Annotated in this window: 11 protein-coding genes; 2 read left to right on the top strand and 9 right to left on the bottom strand. The window is 45.2% G+C overall.

Going from position 1 to position 18,557, the window contains the following annotated elements; translation table 11 throughout:
* Positions 1 to 51 precede the first annotated feature (51 nt).
* The 9 genes from ACO0KW_RS02165 to sppA all read right to left on the bottom strand — a co-directional run bounded on the left by ACO0KW_RS02165 (position 52) and on the right by sppA (position 15,116).
* Positions 52 to 1,008: a TraB/GumN family protein gene (locus ACO0KW_RS02165; RefSeq protein ID WP_423050184.1), complete on the bottom strand. Its 957-nt coding sequence runs from the start codon at positions 1,006 to 1,008 to the stop codon at positions 52 to 54.
* A 177-nt stretch (positions 1,009 to 1,185) separates the two neighbouring features.
* A complete protein-coding gene (locus ACO0KW_RS02160; protein WP_423050182.1) occupies positions 1,186 to 1,614 on the bottom strand; it encodes a GntR family transcriptional regulator in 429 nt (142 codons plus the stop codon).
* A 439-nt stretch (positions 1,615 to 2,053) separates the two neighbouring features.
* The gene (locus ACO0KW_RS02155) at positions 2,054 to 4,018 is read right to left on the bottom strand and encodes a peptidase U32 family protein (RefSeq protein ID WP_423050180.1); all 1,965 of its coding nucleotides are present in this window, start codon (positions 4,016 to 4,018) and stop codon (positions 2,054 to 2,056) included.
* 93 nt (positions 4,019 to 4,111) lie between these two features.
* Positions 4,112 to 7,609 (bottom strand): ATP-binding protein, encoded by a 3,498-nt coding sequence (locus ACO0KW_RS02150; RefSeq protein ID WP_423050178.1) that lies wholly within the window; start codon positions 7,607 to 7,609, stop codon positions 4,112 to 4,114.
* A gap of 336 nt (positions 7,610 to 7,945) precedes the next feature.
* Positions 7,946 to 9,103: a CsgG/HfaB family protein gene (locus ACO0KW_RS02145; protein ID WP_423050176.1), complete on the bottom strand. Its 1,158-nt coding sequence runs from the start codon at positions 9,101 to 9,103 to the stop codon at positions 7,946 to 7,948.
* Between the two features lie 248 nt (positions 9,104 to 9,351).
* Complete coding sequence (locus tag ACO0KW_RS02140) at positions 9,352 to 11,070, bottom strand: M1 family metallopeptidase (protein WP_423050174.1); 1,719 nt, start codon at positions 11,068 to 11,070, stop codon at positions 9,352 to 9,354.
* A 180-nt stretch (positions 11,071 to 11,250) separates the two neighbouring features.
* Positions 11,251 to 11,976 (bottom strand): hypothetical protein, encoded by a 726-nt coding sequence (locus ACO0KW_RS02135; RefSeq protein WP_423050172.1) that lies wholly within the window; start codon positions 11,974 to 11,976, stop codon positions 11,251 to 11,253.
* A gap of 166 nt (positions 11,977 to 12,142) precedes the next feature.
* Complete coding sequence (locus ACO0KW_RS02130) at positions 12,143 to 12,883, bottom strand: helix-turn-helix domain-containing protein (RefSeq protein WP_423050170.1); 741 nt, start codon at positions 12,881 to 12,883, stop codon at positions 12,143 to 12,145.
* A 364-nt stretch (positions 12,884 to 13,247) separates the two neighbouring features.
* Positions 13,248 to 15,116, bottom strand: a complete 1,869-nt coding sequence (gene sppA / locus ACO0KW_RS02125; protein WP_423050168.1) for a signal peptide peptidase SppA — start codon at positions 15,114 to 15,116, stop codon at positions 13,248 to 13,250.
* A 435-nt stretch (positions 15,117 to 15,551) separates the two neighbouring features.
* Here sppA and ACO0KW_RS02120 point away from each other — a divergent pair, with 435 nt between their 5' ends.
* Together ACO0KW_RS02120 and ACO0KW_RS02115 are read left to right on the top strand one after the other, a co-directional pair.
* Positions 15,552 to 16,658: an S-(hydroxymethyl)glutathione dehydrogenase/class III alcohol dehydrogenase gene (locus ACO0KW_RS02120; RefSeq protein ID WP_423050166.1), complete on the top strand. Its 1,107-nt coding sequence runs from the start codon at positions 15,552 to 15,554 to the stop codon at positions 16,656 to 16,658.
* Positions 16,659 to 16,849: 191 nt separating this feature from the next.
* Complete coding sequence (locus ACO0KW_RS02115; RefSeq protein WP_423050164.1) at positions 16,850 to 18,517, top strand: peptide chain release factor 3; 1,668 nt, start codon at positions 16,850 to 16,852, stop codon at positions 18,515 to 18,517.
* Positions 18,518 to 18,557 lie beyond the last annotated feature (40 nt).

Raw genomic sequence — 18,557 nt, 5'->3', positions numbered from 1 at the left:
CTAGTTGCGTGTTGAGCAGGATGGCCTGTCCGCCGATACAGTTGTTCAGCATTAACGGATTTGAGTAACCGTCATCCCCTGCTTCCTCAAGAGATCAACGACGCTTTTTTCACCCGCCAGATGTCCTGCACCGATGACGACCATCAATTTTTTTCCCGCTGCCATCATGCTTTGAATCTTAGCGGCCATGCCCTCATTGCGATCATCCATCAGCATTTTCATCAAGCGTTTTGAGGCTGGGTCTTTATTGGCGGAATCAGTAAATAATTTCGCTAAGGCCTCCGTATCAGCTGCTTTCCAGCTCGCAACGATGCCTTCCAATTCTTTCGCCATCTCACGTTTCTTAATCGACTCAAGCAGCGACGAGATCAGGGAGTCACTTTCTTCATCCGTCAAATTACTCACGATATCGGCTTGAAATCCCAAGCTTTCTAATTCCACTAAAGATTTCTTATCTGTTTTTGCACGTTGAATGAAGTGCATGTCGATCCCCTGTGCAGGATCAAATCCCATTTGCATTCCCACTTGAACAGCAATTGCAGAGGTGATCATGAACGGTTTTAAGGTCTGCATCTGTGCAGATCCTGGCCCGAATACACCTTGAAAATTTGACCAGGTCGTTGGGGTTAAATGATTTTCCAATTTATCTGGTGCGACATACATCAACTTGGGCATGATCGCCTGTGCCGCTGCGACATCTGTGGTATCTGCCTCAATCGCGACCGTGTCGGCAAATTGATAAGCCTTTTCGACTTTTGGTGACATAGGATAAAAATCCGCCTTCGCAATATGGATGGATCCAAATAAGTAAGCGGTTTTGTCACCCGATTTAATTTCAAATAACAGTCCGCGGGTTGCCGATTCTTTAGATGCTACGGAACTCGATTTAGACGCCGTAGTTTGCCCACTCTGAGCCCAACTCATTGAGTTCAAGCTGAACAAAGCAACCAGCGCACTGATCTTCAAAATTTTCGACGTAGTTGCTATTACTTGCTGAGAAAAACGCATAAAATTTCCCTAAAAATATTGTGAATAAAAAATAAAATCTAAATCAACACAAATCAAAATCTAAACGATATCGCTTTACGTTCACTTGCTAAAGGACATGCGCAATCAATTGATCCCACCGGGATCCGCAACATTTCAGCACTCACGAAGATGGGGATACTGTTCACATTACTTGCTCTACTCCCTTAACACGGCGTCTTCATTTTCAATCTTCAAAATCTGACTGAATAAATTTAAGACTTCATCCGGTGCCAACTTCAATTGTTGCGATTCGAGTGCTACTTGCTCCAAGCTGGGACGTATCAATTGGAGTCGACTTTCTGCCTGCTCAAATTGCGATTCACGCTGCGCGACAATCATTCCCATGCCACGTCGGCGCGCTAGCCAGCCATCTGATTCCAACAAACTATAAGCCTTTGATACGGTCATCGGATTCACCCCTAGCGTGCTAGCGACATCACGTACCGAAGGCATTGCGTCACCTGCACAAATTTTTCCGCCCAAGATCTGCCGGCGTAGCTGTTCCACCATCTGCCGATAGATAGGCTCACTACTGCCGGTAGAGATGAGAAAAATATCAACCGGTAAGTCTCTAGGGTTTGTCATAAGAGGGTTTTCTTAGCATTACAAAATGAGGTTATTACATAAATTTACCACAACAAAATTACTGTATGCATATACTAATACAGTAAAACGTCAATTTCAAGATTTATTTTCATCTGTTGAAAATAAATCTTGAAAAGCTTACTTAAGTGAAAAATTTATCAGTATGAGAAAGAGAACGCACAGCGTGACGTTACTTATCGTGGCATTGGCATCTGCCAAAAGACCCGATCACAGGGAGATAAGAATTCGGATCAGGCAGATTGAAATCGCGCGAGTTTTATCCGAGTAACTTTGATGGCGTGAATTTAGTTGACCTAAAAATAGCGGGCACCTTATGCCAGCAACTAGTACTTAAGCTATGTCGACTATCCGCTTATGCAGCTATTCCGCACCGTGCGGCTGTTAATGTTATTCAACAGTTCAACTTATTAACGCAAGCTTATTGTGGCCGGCTTTTATGAAACACTAATGGGCTAGTAACCGTCGTTGGCGGCGGAGATTTGAGGATATGCGGTTTCATACTGCCCATGACATGCATTTCACAAGGTTTGCAATCAAAACGCAAAGTGAATTTCTCGTCGCCATTCACAAGCGTCATCGGTTCGGCTTTCACTTGACCTTGCACGCCCGTAACACCCTTCGCCTGTTTGGGACAAAGATTGAAGGAGAAGCGCAGACAATGCTTGGTAATCATTAACGGAACTTCACCTGCCTCTTCGTGTGACTCGTAAGCAGCTGCGATTAGTTGCACGCCGTGCTTTTGATAGAATTCGCGCGCTTTGTGGTTATACACATTCGCCAAATAACTCAACGTCGTTTCTGGATAGGCAACCAACGGTTGCAGTGCAGCCTCACGCAGAGGACGCTGCCACAATGTCACACGCTCTTGTTCATGCTTTGCTACCGCGTCACGGCGTAGCGCATTGATCACCGATGATGGCACAAACCAAGGCTGGCTCAACTGCAAATCAAGTTGTTCGAGATAGAACATGGTGTTACCCAATTTCGCCAAGCTTTCACGCAGGCTCGCTTCGGATTTTTCAGCTTGTTGCGCTGGCTCTAAATCTAATTTGATGGCCGTAGTGGTTTCTATACCATCGGCATCAGACAATTTCAAACACAAACCATTTTCTGTTTCCGACAGGCTCAGCCATAGACCAACTTTGCGCTCAGACGACTTCTTGGTTAAAGCCATTTCCCATTGCTGATCACGATTGCGATGCACTGACATACCAACTTTGAGGCTGGCAAATTCAGCCATCTTTTCATTTGGATGCACGCGCCAGGTCGTGCCATTTTCATTCGTCGATTTTTGTTCTACCGTGTTAGCATGAACCCCAACAACCTCACGCTTATGCATATAGTTAAGACCATCGCCATTTGCCAAATCTTCATTGGTTTCCATTTCAAACCAATCTGGCCCTAAGCGCGTCACATAGCCGATATGCAGGCCAACAAATTTGGGGGAGTCAAACGCACCAATATTTTCCAAACGTCCGTTCGCGAAATACGCCGTATGACCACGATGAAAAGTCTTATCTACATTCGGCGTAAAAGCCACCTGCGTGTGTCCACTCGAAGCTCGATAATATTCCGGGCGACGCTCCAAAATTTCATCCAACAACAACCGATAATGCGCAGTAATATTTTTCACATAGCCCATATCTTTATAGCGACCTTCAATCTTTAAAGACTGAATACCGGCGTCTAATAAAGCTTCTAAATTCGCACTTTGGTCATTGTCTTTCATCGACAACAAATGCTTATCGTAAGCGACCACACCGCCAGTGTTGTCGGTCAAGGTATACGGCAAGCGGCAGGCTTGCGAACAATCACCACGGTTCGCGCTACGACCATCTTTTGCATGTGAGATATAGCATTGTCCAGAAAACGCCACGCACAAAGCACCATGCACAAAATATTCTAATGGCGTATTGGTCTGGGCTTTGATCGCTTTGATTTGCTCTAAAGTGAGCTCACGTGCTAACACTAATTGAGAAAAACCGGATGCACCTAAAAAATGGGCTTTCCCAGGTGTGCGGATATCACACTGAGTACTGGCATGAATTTGAATGGGAGGAATATCCAGTTCCATGACGCCCATATCTTGCACGATCAAGGCATCAACACCGGCATCATAAAATTGCGTAATTAATTGACGTGCTGGCTCTAACTCACTGTCATGCAGAATCGTATTAAGAGTGACAAAAATCCGGGCATGATAACGATGAGCAAACTCAACTAATTTAGCAATCTCGCCAATCTCATTGCTGGCATTGTGGCGTGCGCCAAATGAAGGGCCTCCGATATACACCGCATCAGCGCCATGCAAAATTGCTTCACGACCGATTTCTACGGTTTTCGCGGGCGAGAGTAATTCGATTTCATTGATACGTAGAGTCATGGCGGTGCTTAAGTGACAGGGTCAGTGGCAGGCAAAGGAAAGGGGTGGATTATAGCGAAAACCTAGACCCCACGCTCATTTCGAGCGAATTATTCACGCACCAGCTTGCTTATTTAGCCAATGTTGCGCCTGCGTCAATGTCAAATCCAAAACAGTTTTCATTTCCACAAATAATCGATCAACCTCGTTTGCTTGCCCTGCCTTGATTGCCGTTTCCAGGGTTTTCGAAGTCTCCACAAAAACAGTTGCCCCTAAAGTCCCCATAGACCCACGCATAGTATGAAACACACGCGCAGCATCGTCACTACGTGCCTCTTGCCACGCTTGAAGTGCCTGTTCAAATTGTGCACGGCTCTTATTCACCATATTTTGAATTAATCCAACAAAAGTAGTTCGATAGGCTGGATTGCCTTCACAGAAGGCCATAAAACGATCTGGATCGAAGTGACTATACTGGTTATCTGACGCCTGCAAGCCTAGATCTGTGGCGTCATGCTGACGTATTTCAAAACCACGTCTAGTTAAAAAACGCTCCAGCGCCATTTGCAACTCTTTGCTTTCTAGAGGTTTACTCACATAGTCATTCATACCAGCTTGCAAACAAATCTCCTTATCGCCATGCATAGCCGCAGCCGTTACAGCGATAATCGCCGGCTGTTGAATTGTTGCATTGCGCACGATTTTTGTGCTTTCTAAACCATCCAAAACAGGCATGTGCAAATCCATCCATACAATATCGAATGGTTCTAGACTTGCATCAGCAGCCAAAATCTGATCCACCGCTTCTCTGCCGTCATTTGCCATGCTAGCTTTATAGCCAAGGCGTTCTAACATCATGTTCGCGACCTTACGATTTGTAGGATTATCATCGACAACTAGCATGCGCAATGGAAAACGCTGTCCCAAATTCGGAGAGCCACTACGGCGCTCTTGCTCTGCCGGACTCCCTCGCATTCCGGCTCGATCTGTCGAGTCAAATAACAATTGCAATAATGCTTCTGCTAAATGCGATTCGCGCACGGGCTTGAGTAAATAAGCAGCTCCGAATTGATCTAATTCACTTTCACAATTGTCAGTTTGCGCAATCAACCCTAGCACAGCAGAACGCGATAAATCGGGGTGCGACCGAATCGATTGCAAGTAGTCTTTCGCCGCCATCTGACTTTGATCTATATTCAAAATGACTAAATCGAAAATTTTCGCGTCATCTTTACCTTCAGGATCAGTGCTAGAAAATTGCGTCAGCGTCGGTATCGTCTGTACCTGCATATCGTAATTGAGTAGACGCTGCCGCATGATCCGCATGCTCTCCGCGTTTTGATCAACCAACAGTACCTGCTTACCAACTAAGGACTTAAGATGATTGCGGGCTACCATATCGCTAGCGTTCGGGTTGATTGCCGCTTCGTCCAAATAGGCTTCTGCTCGAAACTGGACCGTAAACACGCTCCCTTTCCCCACTTCACTTTGTAGTTGGATACCACCACCCATCAGTTCAGCGAGGCGGCGACTAATTGCCAAGCCCAATCCAGTGCCACCATATTTTCGTGTCGTTGCCGCGTCAATTTGAGTAAATGCTGAAAACAGTTGATTCGCACTGTCTGCAGGAATGCCGATGCCCGTGTCACGCACATGAATTTGTATCGTATTCTCTATGTCAATATTCGAAAACTCCACCGGTTTGCTGATGTGAACAATAACGTTGCCATGCTCAGTGAATTTGACCGCATTACCTAATAAATTCAATACAATTTGCCGAACTCTCGTGATATCTCCCAAAATAAATTTAGGAACCTCAGGATCAAATTCGTACAATAGTTCAAGCTTTTTTTGATTCGCTACACTTGCTAACAGGGCGATACAGTCTTCTATCATCTGCTGCAGCGAAAAGGGTTCACATTCCAAAGTCATTTTTCCTGAGTCAATTTTTGAAAAATCTAAAATATCATTAATAATCGTTAATAGTGCATTACCAGAAGTACGGATGGTGTTAACATAATCATGCTGCTCTGTCGTCAATGCTGTGCCAGATAAGAGATCAGTCATGCCAATTACACCATTCATAGGCGTGCGAATTTCATGACTCATGGTGGCGAGAAATGCCGCCTTTGCGTTCGCTGCCTGCAAGGCTTGTTCGGTCTGATGCTCCAGATCAATCGTACGTTCTCTTACACGCTGCTCTAAAGCGGCATTTTGGGCTAACAACGCATCACGCGATTCTTTAAGTACATCGGCCGTGTGCGCCAATTCATCGCCAATCTGATTGAGCTCCGCAAAGTTAGTCCGTATGACATCCAAATTCAATTCACCATGCCCAAGTTTTACGGCAGCACGCGCGATGCCGTTGATACTGTGATTCAAGTAACTGGCAAACCAAATCCCAAATGCTGAGGCGATCAATGCCAACACAATTGCCAAGGCCAGCGTGCGTTGCCCTTTTTGCTTAATCACATAGTTGAAATCATCCGCGGGCACGGCAATTACCAAACGCCAGTCAGGAAAATTCACATCTTTCGCTTGGTTCAATGCCAATGCATTAGAGGTTGCACTACTTCCCTGATTGAGTACAAGTGCGTGGGCCAGATAAGTTTTTTGATTAAATTCAAATTGAAAATTTTCACAAATATCTGAATTTTTACAAGGATTACTATCCGCGTTGTCTGACTTGCTCTGACTCAGTCGAGAATTTGCCCTTCCCCGATCTGGCAAGAAGCGCATGGCATTTCGTATCAATGGTGAATTAGACTCTACTGCTGAAATTTTTGGCACATCTGGTGAACCCAGCAGCATCGTTTCCAGCGAAGTCGCCACCAAATCACCTTTACGATCGATGATGAAAGCAATTGCATTCGGGCTAATTTCCAGATTATGTAACGAAGTACTTAGCAATCTAAAAGAAACATCGAACGCAACAACGCCAATTATTTCCCGCTTAGCATTACGTACAACCGTCGAATGGGCAACCTGCAATTGATTGCGTGAAAACGAATGATAAACATCAGTCCAAGCCCGTCGATCGTTTTTCAAACCAGATGGATCTGCCGCTTGCAGTGCAGCGACGTACCATGGTCGAGAAGTTGCCACATAGGCTTGCTTATCTTTCCCAATCATCATGCGCCTATCCATTGGATAGGCACTGCGAAAATGACGTCGGTATTCTTCACCAACATTTTGAACCAATACTTCTGGCAATGCGTCATCGTCATAAACATTGATGGCGCGATACTCTCCGCGAGCTGAAGCGAATCCCAAAAATTTGACTAATCGCGTGCTGCGCATTGCTCCCCAAGCAACTTCTTCAAAACGATCTAAGCTAGTAAAATTTTTGGGGTCAGGCTCGCCATTGATGGCATCACCGTACTGGGAAAAATAGTTAAGCAGACGCGTTGGCTCAGCCAGATCCGCGTCAGCAGCATCACTTGCCCGCACACTAGCTTGTATCATCACCGCATTCGCAGCATCAATTGCTGTTTGTTGCGCGGCACGATAACCAAACCAAGTTATCAGCAATGCAGGTAACAACACCAGCACACCAATGGCGAATGGTAAAAACAACTTGAGCTGGATATTTTTCACGCCAAATACTTTCATTGCGATTGAACACCAGAAAGTGGTTCTCTCTTGAAACAAAATCAGTATCCAATCGGCAACAGCGAGTGTTAATTCATTTCGTCAGCTAGTACTCACAAAAGCCTGATTACACAGAAACACAAGATGAATTTCGTTAAAATTACGATACATCTTAATAAAAAATCTAGCCATCAGCATGGTACAAATTCACGCAAAAAAAAAGCAGACTTGACGTCTGCTTTGAAGTTTGAAGTTTGCATTTTGCGGCGAGTATCGACAGTTTAATTCCCTCTGCCATGCTTATTCGTTCCCGAGGGATTTCCGGCAAAATGTTTAGCTTAGTACAACCAACTCTACTTAGAGCTTTTGACCATTAAAGGTACCCTGCCCAGCGTGATTGCCTTCCCATTGCCACATCCCCACCACGGCGCCAGTTTGCAAATCTACGCTGCCCATAAATTTAGCACTCCCTGCTTTGCCACTGCTTGCGAGGCTCATTTCGCCATCCGGGCTGACCGTACCGGCGACATTAAAATTAAAATTGTATTTGGTCGACTTACCCATACCAGTCACACTGCCATTTTTATTGATCATGACATTCACGGTACCTTCATCATCACCAGCAAACTTCACGCTATACATTCCAGTCAAGCCAGGACTTGCGCTTGACTTAGTAACCGCAGGCGAACCCACGGATGGAGCTGCAGTTTGGGTATATTGCTGCGCAGCGACTTGTGAAGGCGGCGTTGCCTGAATAGAATTTGCTGCATTATTTTTAGATGCTTGTGACGTTGCTTGAATCAACTGATCTTTGTTGCGTACTGTTTGCACGATCTTGTTGTAATTATCTAGCAAACTGGCAGCGATTAATTTTCCTTCTGGCGTTTTGCTGTACCCACCAGCGCTGGCCCAACCAAAGCCACCCCAACCCCAACCACCGAGACTAAAATCCATCTTACTTGCTTGCCCTTCTGCACTGGCAACTTGTATGCCTGAGCGCACATCTGCTAGCAACAAAGTGGTTTCTGCTTCTTTGAATTTCACACCACCCGCAAGTCCACCTAACGCACCCAAGGCTCCACCAAAGCGCCCTAACAATCCCCCAACAGCACCACCAACACCACCCGTGTCACTGGCAAATTGTACGGAGGGCGTCATCACAAAGTCCGCTGCCTGCAACTGACCGCCGCCAACATTTGACCCTTGTTGCAATTGACCTCCTGCAGCGAGTTCACGTTCTTGACGAATATTTTGCAAGGCAACACCGCGCTCCACTACCGTAAAACATCCCGATTCTTCCACGATCATTCGCAGCATTGTAGATGGAGAACCCAATTTATAGTTTGATAGTGATGCAAGCATATGACTCTGTGGTTCGACAACCGCTAAAGTACCCAGATTCTTACTGCACTTTTCGATTGCACCTTTTTGTATGCTTTGTGCTTGTACCGACGACATCACTAACAAGCTGGAAATCAAAGACGACCCTATAACGACAGAAAATCGATGAGACATTTAGCATCCTTTAACTCGGTGAAGGTCCGCTTATTCAAGATTTAGCTTCAATAAAACGGTACCCAGGAAAAATCAAAATCGCGAGTATATCTTAAACAAACACCAACTTTCAGAAGTAAGCGATAAGAGGTCGAGTTCAGGCGACAGTAGTAGCCAAAGTGAACAGCAGATGAAAACGGTACACGGATAAAAAAACCGTCTGTGAGCTAAACAGACGGTTATTCTCTAATCATAAACCAAGCGAATTTTTATTTAATTGCTTTGGTACTGCGTGCTCTTTGCAAAACATCTGCATTCCATACATCAATCTGCGGCTCATGCTTCAGCACTTTGGCGCCCGGGTCTATGGTGTAAGTCGCAAGCGGCGGCAAACTAATTCGCCCTTTGCCTTGTGCCATAGGAACTTTCATGACTTTGTTGTTGACCCTCACTTCGACCGGCAGCGGGAAAACACTGGCATCGGGCAGCTTCCATTCCAAACGCAAACTATTTCCCTCTCTGACAGACACTAGCTCGGGCAAAACCGCATGCATCAAATAACCGTTAAAGAACCAGCCCCAGTCTTTTTTGGTGAGCTGATTAACGATCTCTATGAATTCTTTGGTCGTACTATAACGTGGTTGAAAATTACCTGGTTTTGGGTCGAGGCGTCCATAGATCAATAGTCGAACGGCTTTAAAGAAAGCATCATCGCCAATCTGACCACGTAAGGTGTGCAGAATATGTGAGCCTTTGAAATAGACATCATTGCCAGGACCATTCGAGACATCGTGCTCACTCATCGAATGCCCCGTCACCATAGGAAACTTATTGACGATGCGAATCCGCTGCTCGTGCATACCGACCTGATAATCCCTTTCACCGCGCAAATATTGCAAGTACAAGGGCTGCATATACGATGCAAATCCTTCATGCAACCAAAAATCATCCCAATTTTGATTGGTCATCTGATTACCAAACCATTCGTGTGCGAATTCATGCTGCAACAACCAGTCATAACCATGTGGCGACTTCTTGTAGTCATTCCCATAAGCATTGATGGTTTGGTGTTCCATGCCCAGATGAGGGGTTTCGACGACACCCATTTTTTCATCACCAAAGGGATAAGGACCGAACTTGCTCTCAAAAAAATCGAGCATTGGCGCGAACTCCGCCATCAGCTCTTTTGCTTTGCTCTGATTACCAGGCAAATGCCACATTCGCAAAGGAATTCGATTACCGAAACGGCTCGCATAGCGGTCCTCCAGCACTTCATACGGTCCGACATTCATCGCGATGCCATAGGTACTCGGATGCTTAATCTGCCAGTGATAAGTCCGCCAACCATCGCGCTCGTCCATGCCTTGTGCCACACCGTTGCCGGCAACCACTAATGGCGCGGGCACACTGATATGCAAACTCATCAGCTTCGGTTTTCCCATAGGGTGATCAATACAAGGCCAAAACAAATCACAGCCCTCACCCTGCACTGCGGAAGCAATCCAGGGTGCACCTGCTGGCGTCTTACTCCAGACAAAACCACCATCCCAAGGAGCTCGTTTCGCAATGCGCGGCACTCCTTGATATCGGATAGTCACTTCGGCATGCTCTCCAGCTTTCAAAGCTTGGCTTAAACTTAGGTACAAACGTCCCTCTGGATTGCTGATCGCGTCGCCTGCCAAGGTCTTGCCATTGACCGACACAGATTCTATCGGCAAATTTTTGTCTAACTCTAGAACGAGACGTTTAAGTTCAGTACTTACCGTAAAATTTAATACTGCGACACCACTCACACTACGTGTTTGCGGATCAAGCCGCAAACTCAGGTCTGCCTTCTCAAAAATCATCGCTAATTGTTCTGGACTACGCTCGGTACCCGAACTCATGGTAAAAGCCGTTGGTTCCGACGATGGTGCTAATGCACTTTGTGCCTGAACATGCGAAGCCAACATGAGGGCAATTGACAAAGATAAACGAGACAGTTTCATAAATAATGTGGATTTAAATTGTGAGGGCGCCGCCCAAATATATTTGGAGCATAAGGGAGATCAATAAGTTCCACAAGTCACTTCATTTACTTTCAACGCATCCAAAAAGCAATGAGGCAACGCTGTTTTCACAGGTTGCCCCCATTGTCTCATTCACCAACGTTCATTAACGAAGTTTGTCTACTCTCTATTCATAGCAGAAATCGTCTTAATGGTTTTTCCATTTTCATCCAACATCAAAATTTCGGCTTGTCCCGCCGCACTGACCAACAACATCATTCGAGTGCGCCCTTTGGCATCTTTCAACTGCAACGATGAGCCTTTGTCACGTGTGTTTCCCAGCCAGATACGATTTTCACTGAGACGCCCCTCATTCGATAATTTCTGCCAATATGCTCTCTGCTCAGCCTCTGGCAATTTGCCTGCCTCTTTGGAAAACTGATCGATGTCTTCCATTGAAGTAACTTTAAAATTTGGTACATCATTAATTTTTATGCCGGTGAATTGGTGCATAGCACTGTCGTTATTAATTAACTGCAGCGCTTGATCTTGACGGAATCGATCGAAAGTCAACGACAGTCCTGAACTTACTTTACCATCGGCAGTTAAACTACCTTTTTGGATAAAACCACCGTTTTCAGTACCCTCTTCGTTGATAAAAATCATACCGGCAAATTCACGGCGATCAGGCCGGGAGCGCTCTTTACCCTGTTGAAAATCTCCTGGAAATTGCGCACGATTTGAAATCACCATACGCTTAGTGCCATCAGGTTCAACAATATTAATTCGTCCTACGGTGATTTCATCAAATTGTTCATGTTTCACTGGCTCTCTGGCACCAGTCAAAGCAAATATTGCCGCCAAAGCCGCAACCATCGTCGTTGCGCCTGCAAAAAAAGTCTTCATATCTGACATTCTGCTACCTTTCAAAATTTGGATAGAGTTCTTCCCCACCGAGAATAAAAAAATTCGATCTAAAATCTGTTTAGAGAATCAAACTGGATTCATCATTCGGTTTCGCCCGCAGTTTTGCTCATTGTCCGATCCTCTGTTTCACGCCAAAGCACTGTGCTTAAGTCGGTTGAAGTTTGCGCAAGCGCCACTCCATAAAAAAACCCAACACGCCGCAAAACACTAGTAAGCCACCGAGAAATTGCAGGTATTTATTTGGCATAGCCAAAACATGGCGGACATTCACCAACTCAAGTTTTCGCCGACCACCATCGACGTTTTGGTAATAAACAATTCCTTGATCCCGATTTTGTTCAATCACGATAGGACGCTTGCGGGTGGTTTCAAACTCGGCCAACAGCTTGGAAAATTCTTCCCGATCAATGATTTTTGCGTTGAATTTGAGATTCAAAATCTTTTCATATTGGTCAAAAATATCCTCAGGCTCATCAGCTAAAAACACACCTTTAGACTCATATTTATACAGATTATTGCTAAAGAAAATTCCATCATTCGCCGCCAGCATGCAGGCAAACCCCAAAGCGCAAGCAACGGCAGAACTGATCAACCATTTTTTGACCGAATGCACTTTGACCGCAATCGACGTGCTCAAAAAGTTACTTACTTCAGGAATTTGCTTAAGTGGGCCTTCTAAGATTTTTTTATCGATATCTTTCAAAAAATCATTCGCGTCTTGATTCAATGCTTTGAGAATCGACTGAAACATGTCGGCGGATGGGACAGATTTATCGTTCTCCAACTTAGATAGATAGGATTGCTCTATACCAATCGCTTCCGCCATTTGTGGTTGCGTCAAATTTTTTTCTGTGCGAATTTGTTTTAGTTTCTCACCAAAATTCATAGTGTTTAATTCCTTAATTTATCTCTATTTGATATCGAATTAATGCGTTCTGCGCAGTTTATTGAATAGTCGCATGCGTAAACACTTCGCATCAAAGCACTCGCTAAGCTAGTGCCTGAGCCATATTCTTGAGTATTCATTAAGAAATTGGAAGCTGAATATACTTGAATATTGAAGAATATCGCACGATCAAGTTAAGCCAAGCACAATTCGGGAACGATTCGATTCCAAAATATTGGCAAAACAAAAAAAGGGAGGCATCTAGCCTCCCTTTTTTTTACGCAATTATGCGCAAGCGTTGTGTAGCAAATTTTTTACTACATCAAAAATTGCAATCACCGTTTTTGAGTGAACAACAAGTACCTTATGGCAAAGCACACATGCAATGTGCCATCACCATATACGACCTGTTTTCTTTACGTAAGTCCGCCAACCAGCTCAGATCTTTCACCATATCAGTGGCTGCAACTGGAGGAATGCCCGTTGGTGCGATCGCGACTTTGAATTTTTCGTTAATTGCTTTTGTCATTGCTTGAGCCGCATTATCACCAAACATACTGAAGAAGCGATCAAATTTTGACGGATCACGCTCAATATAAGTAACGCGGTAATCGGCGCCCATTTTGGCACGTGTTGCGGCTGATTTCAGTGCATCACCAAAGCTACCAAGGCGATCAACCAATCCACGTTCTTTGGCCTGCTCACCAGTCCAGACCCGTCCCTGTGCCACGGCATCAATTTTATCTGGTGTCGTTTTACGTGCTACTGCCGCTTTCGTTGTAAATTCATAGTAAGTGTTGTTGATACCTTGCTGAATCACTTCACCAAACTTAGGATTCATAGGGCGCAGAGGATTAAACGCATCCGACATCCAAGTAGTCGTTGTGCCTGCGGTATGCACGCCAATTTTATCCATCACTTTATCAACGGTTGGGAAAATCGCAAACACACCTATCGAACCCGTAATTGTTGCAGCATCGGCGATCACCTCATCGGATGACATTGAAACCCAATAGCCACCCGAGGCGGCCACATTTCCCATAGAAATGACGACAGGCTTACCAGCTTTGCGGGTTAACTCTAGTTCCTGACGAATCAACTCCGAACCAAATGCACTGCCACCAGGAGAGTCAACGCGCAATACGACGGCCTTCACCTGATCATCTTCACGCGCCTTGCGCACCAAATTTGCTGTCGACATGCCGCCGATGGCACCAGGTGGAGCATTACCTTCGCTGATTTCCCCTTCAGCGATGATCACGGCAACCGCAGGACCAAACGCAAAAGACCGATGATTTTCTAAATAATCTTCAAACGTGATTTGCTTAAAGCTTTTGGTCTGCTCATCTTTCACGCCCATGCCTAACATCATTTGACGAAGATCATCACGCGTTTTCAAACCGTCGATCAACTTAGCTTCAACTGCAAATTCTGCGACGCTGCCATTCGCAGCTTTCAACATTTCTGGTAAGTTATCAATGCTTTTCATAATCGTACCAGCAGGCAACTTACGAGCGGTTTCAACACCATCGGTATAGAACTTCCACATCGCATTATATAAAAAGGCATCTGCTTCGGCCGCTGCAGAAGATGGACCGTTTGCAATATAAGGCTCGGCAAAACTTTTAAACGTTCCGACCTTCAAAACATTCACCGTAACGCCGATTTTATCTAATGCGTCTTTGTAATAATTACGGTACCGACCAAAGCCCGTCAGCATCACATTCCCCATGGGATGCATATAGACCTGATTGGCATGTGCCGCAAGATAATACTGACGCTGATCGAAGCTAGAACCCCAAGCAATCACCTTTTTTCCGCTAGCCTTAAATCGTTCTATTGCTGCAGCGACCTCACGCAGCATCGGCAAGCCGGCACCTTGCATACCGTCTAACAACAACACAGCGTTATTAATTTTGGGATCTTTGCTAGCGGCATCAAGTACCGTCAAAATATCGCGCAATTGAGTCGAGCGTTTGTTCTCGCCCTGCACTTCCGCGAGAAAAGCATCGCTGGCACTGCCTGCATGCTGTTCAACCAGATCGCCTTTGAAATTCAATATTAATGCCGTCCGATCTTCCACCTTGATCTTATTCGAAGAAAACAGACCTATAACCAGAAATAAAACAATCAATAAGAAAATCAAGTTAATGGTAAAACGACGACTGGCATCAACCGCATTCCAGATCCATTTAATACCTTGCCCAATCGCGCGGAAGGGTGAAAAAGCCATAATAACTCCTGGGTGATAACATTATTTGGATCAGCGGCTGCCACATTACCAACAGCCGGCATCCACTTTTTTTACGTCGATACAGATTTATTGATGCAAATTTTTCGGTGCAAATTTAGTGATACCTCAGCATTCACTATCATCTTGAGAATGCGTTTCATATTCTAAACGATGTCACCAAACTCAGAATTTTTCATGACCGTAAATGCATAAGATAAGCATCAGCTACCTATTGTAGCCCGACACTGTCAATCGTATCGTCCTCAAAATTGCAAAAACAGATACAGAATTCTAACTGATTTGGTGACGAAATCAGAATTAGCGGGTCAACAGCCTGACAAAATGACGATTCACAATTGCGGTTAGAATATCGTTCAATAAGTTTTCGCTATATTCAAGTTCAATTATTCACTATTAACCTCACACGGAAAAATCATGAAAACAAAAGCCGCGATCGCTTGGGAAGCAGGAAAACCATTAACAATCGAAGAAGTTGATTTACAAGGCCCGAAAGCGGGAGAAGTCTTAGTTGAGATCAAAGCAACGGGCATTTGCCACACCGATTACTACACTTTGACCGGTGCCGATCCAGAAGGTATTTTCCCGTCTATTTTGGGTCACGAAGGTGCTGGTGTTGTAGTTGATGTTGGACCCGGTGTAAAAAGCTTGAAGAAAGATGACCACGTCATTCCTCTCTACACACCAGAATGCCGTGAATGTAAATTTTGTCTCTCGCAAAAAACCAATCTGTGCCAAGCAATCCGCAGCACACAAGGCCGCGGATTAATGCCTGATGCGACCAGCCGTTTTTCTATCGATGGCAAACCAATTTTTCACTACATGGGAACCTCAACTTTTTCAAATTACATCGTAGTTCCAGAAATCGCTCTGGCAAAAATCCGTGAAGATGCGCCGTTTGATAAAGTTTGTTATATCGGTTGTGGCGTAACCACTGGCGTAGGTGCAGTTTTGTTCACAGCAAAAGTCGAAGCTGGTGCCAATGTCGTGGTCTTTGGTTTAGGCGGTATTGGATTAAACGTGATTCAAGCAGCACGCATGGTCGGCGCAAACAAAATCATCGGTGTTGATATCAATCCAGCGCGCGAAAGCATGGCACGCAAATTCGGTATGACGCACTTTATCAATCCGAAAGATGTCGGCAATGTCGTTGATGCCATCATAGGCTTGACCGATGGCGGTGCTGATTACAGTTTTGAATGTATAGGCAATACCACGACCATGCGCCAATCTCTTGAATGCTGTCACAAGGGCTGGGGTCAATCCATCATCATCGGCGTCGCTGCTGCTGGTCAAGAGATCAGTACTCGTCCATTCCAATTAGTCACAGGCCGTGTCTGGAAAGGTTCCGCATTCGGCGGTGCACGTGGTCGGACTGACGTGCCAAAAATCGTCGATTGGTATATGGAAGGTAAGTTGAATATCGACGATTTGATTACGCACAAATTGCCTTTGGAGAGAATTAATGAAGGCTTTGATTTGATGAAGAGCGGTGAATCGATACGCTCTGTGGTGGAGTTTTAATAGTTATCCCATCACACATTGAATGTATTAAAAACTATCAGCTTCGCTTATTTATAAGGAAAAGCGAAGCTGACAGTAGTTAATTGTTATTAAAAGTTAGCAATTCGCTTCACTCTGCCGACGCAAAAATAAGAAGCCGCTAGGTCAGCATGTTAAAATGCTCGGTTAATTTCTACTACAGAACTCCCGCAATGACCGATATCACCAGTACTCCAGAAAGCAACGACGAACAAGACAGCGTTGCCATTAAAAAAGTCTCTACCGACCTGATCCGCAAAGAAGTAGCGCGTCGTCGTACCTTTGGCATTATTTCTCACCCGGATGCTGGTAAAACCACGCTCACCGAAAAACTCTTGATGTTCTCAGGCGCGATTCAGTTAGCAGGTACGGTCAAAGCACGTAAGAGCGGTCGCCATGCGACGTCTGACTGGATGGAAATTGAAAAGCAACGCGGTATCTCGGTAGCGTCCTCCGTCATGCAGTTCGAATACCGTGATCACGTGGTCAATTTGCTTGACACACCTGGTCACCAAGACTTTTCCGAAGATACTTATCGCGTATTGACCGCAGTCGACTCTGCATTGATGGTGATTGATGCGGCCAAAGGTGTGGAAGAACAAACGATCAAACTGTTAAACGTTTGCCGCATGCGCAACACACCGATTATCAGCTTCGTCAACAAAATGGATAGGGAAACACGCGATCCTTTGGAATTATTGGATGAACTGGAATCGGTCTTAAAGATTGATTGCTCGCCTGTCACTTGGCCTATCGGCATGGGTAAAACTTTCCGCGGTGTGTATCACATCTTGAAAGATGAAATCATGTTGTTCACACCAGGTAGTGAACGCGCTGATCAAGAATTTGAAGTCGTCAAAGGCATCGACAATCCACGTCTCGCTGAATTGTTCCCACTCGAAATCGAACAATTAAAAATGGAAGTCGAACTGGTGCATGGTGCCTCTCATCCTTTCGATTTAGAAGCGGTGTTAGCAGGTACGCAAACGCCCGTATTCTTTGGCTCGGCAATTAATAACTTCGGTGTACGTGAAATTTTGAACGCCCTGCTCGACTGGGCACCTTCGCCACGCGAGCGCAATGCAACTATTCGTACGGTAGAGCCAACGGAAGAACCATTCTCAGGTTTCGTCTTCAAGATTCAAGCGAATATGGATCCAGCACATCGCGACCGTATCGCCTTCTTACGCGTTTGCTCAGGCCGCTTTGAGCGCGGTATGAAACTCAAACATTTGCGTATCAACCGCGACATTAAAGTGTCGTCAGTGGTCACCTTCATGGCATCGTCACGCGAGCAAGTGGAAGAGGCTTACGCAGGTGACATCATTGGCTTACCGAATCACGGCAATATGCAAATCGGTGACAGTTTTTCAGAAGGCGAATTACTACAATTTACGGGCATCCCTTACTTCGCACCAGACTTCTTCCGCATCGCTCGTATTTTGAACCCGCTCAAGACCAAGCAATTACAAAAAGGCTTGCAGCAGCTAGGTGAAGAAGGCGCGGTACAGGTTTTCAAACCTATCGTCAGCAGTGATTTGATTCTCGGTGCGGTCGGGGTTTTGCAGTTTGAAGTCGTTGCGAGTCGTTTGAAAAATGAATATGGTGTCGATGCTGTATTCGAGGGCACCAGCATTAGTAGTGCACGTTGGATTACTTGTGAAGACAAAAAGATGTTGGCCGATTTTGAACGTTCTAGCGCAGGTGCTAACGTGGCTTATGATGCAGCAGGGAATATGGCTTACCTCGCCAGCTCTGGAGTAAACTTACGTTTGACACAAGAACGCTGGCCGGATGTGGTGTTCCATGCGACACGGGAACATGCTGCGAAATTAGACTAAATACTGAACATACAAAATCAAAAAGCCGGATCTACAATTG

The sequence above is a fragment of the Undibacterium sp. Ji22W genome (assembly GCF_049340305.1).
Lineage (GTDB): Bacteria > Pseudomonadota > Gammaproteobacteria > Burkholderiales > Burkholderiaceae_D > Undibacterium.
Note: the sequence above shows the minus strand (reverse complement) of the source record. Positions and strands in the feature narration are given on the sequence as shown.